Genomic DNA, 337 nt, shown 5'->3' with positions numbered 1-337 from the left:
CTCATTGCCCCCAGTTCACAACCGATAAAGAGGGCAAAAAATTCTCCATAATACAAATAGATAGTCTTCCCCAGAGTCCCCCACACTTCCCCCCAATTCCAAGCCACATTTCCCAACTTGGTGACAACTACCACAACCACAAACGCCACCAACGCTACAAAAGTCGTTAGATACACCACCCGTAAAGTTGTACCAATAATCGGACCGTGAGATAAAAACGACCGATGCCGCAAACTTTTTTGATAAGGTAGCCAAATCCACCGCAGAAAACCCCACCGCTGGAATTGACGGGAGTAAATATCCAAATCGGGACCAAACATCAGCCCCCCAAACATAA

1 protein-coding gene is annotated in these 337 nt (G+C 46.6%); it reads right to left on the bottom strand.

From position 1 onward, the window contains the following. A partial coding sequence (locus tag FJR05_RS02915; protein WP_168642734.1) for a metal-binding protein occupies nt 1-337 on the bottom strand: 337 nt, incomplete at both ends.

Source organism: Dolichospermum sp. UHCC 0259 (assembly GCF_009711935.1).
Lineage (GTDB): Bacteria > Cyanobacteriota > Cyanobacteriia > Cyanobacteriales > Nostocaceae > Dolichospermum.
Note: the sequence above shows the minus strand (reverse complement) of the source record. Positions and strands in the feature narration are given on the sequence as shown.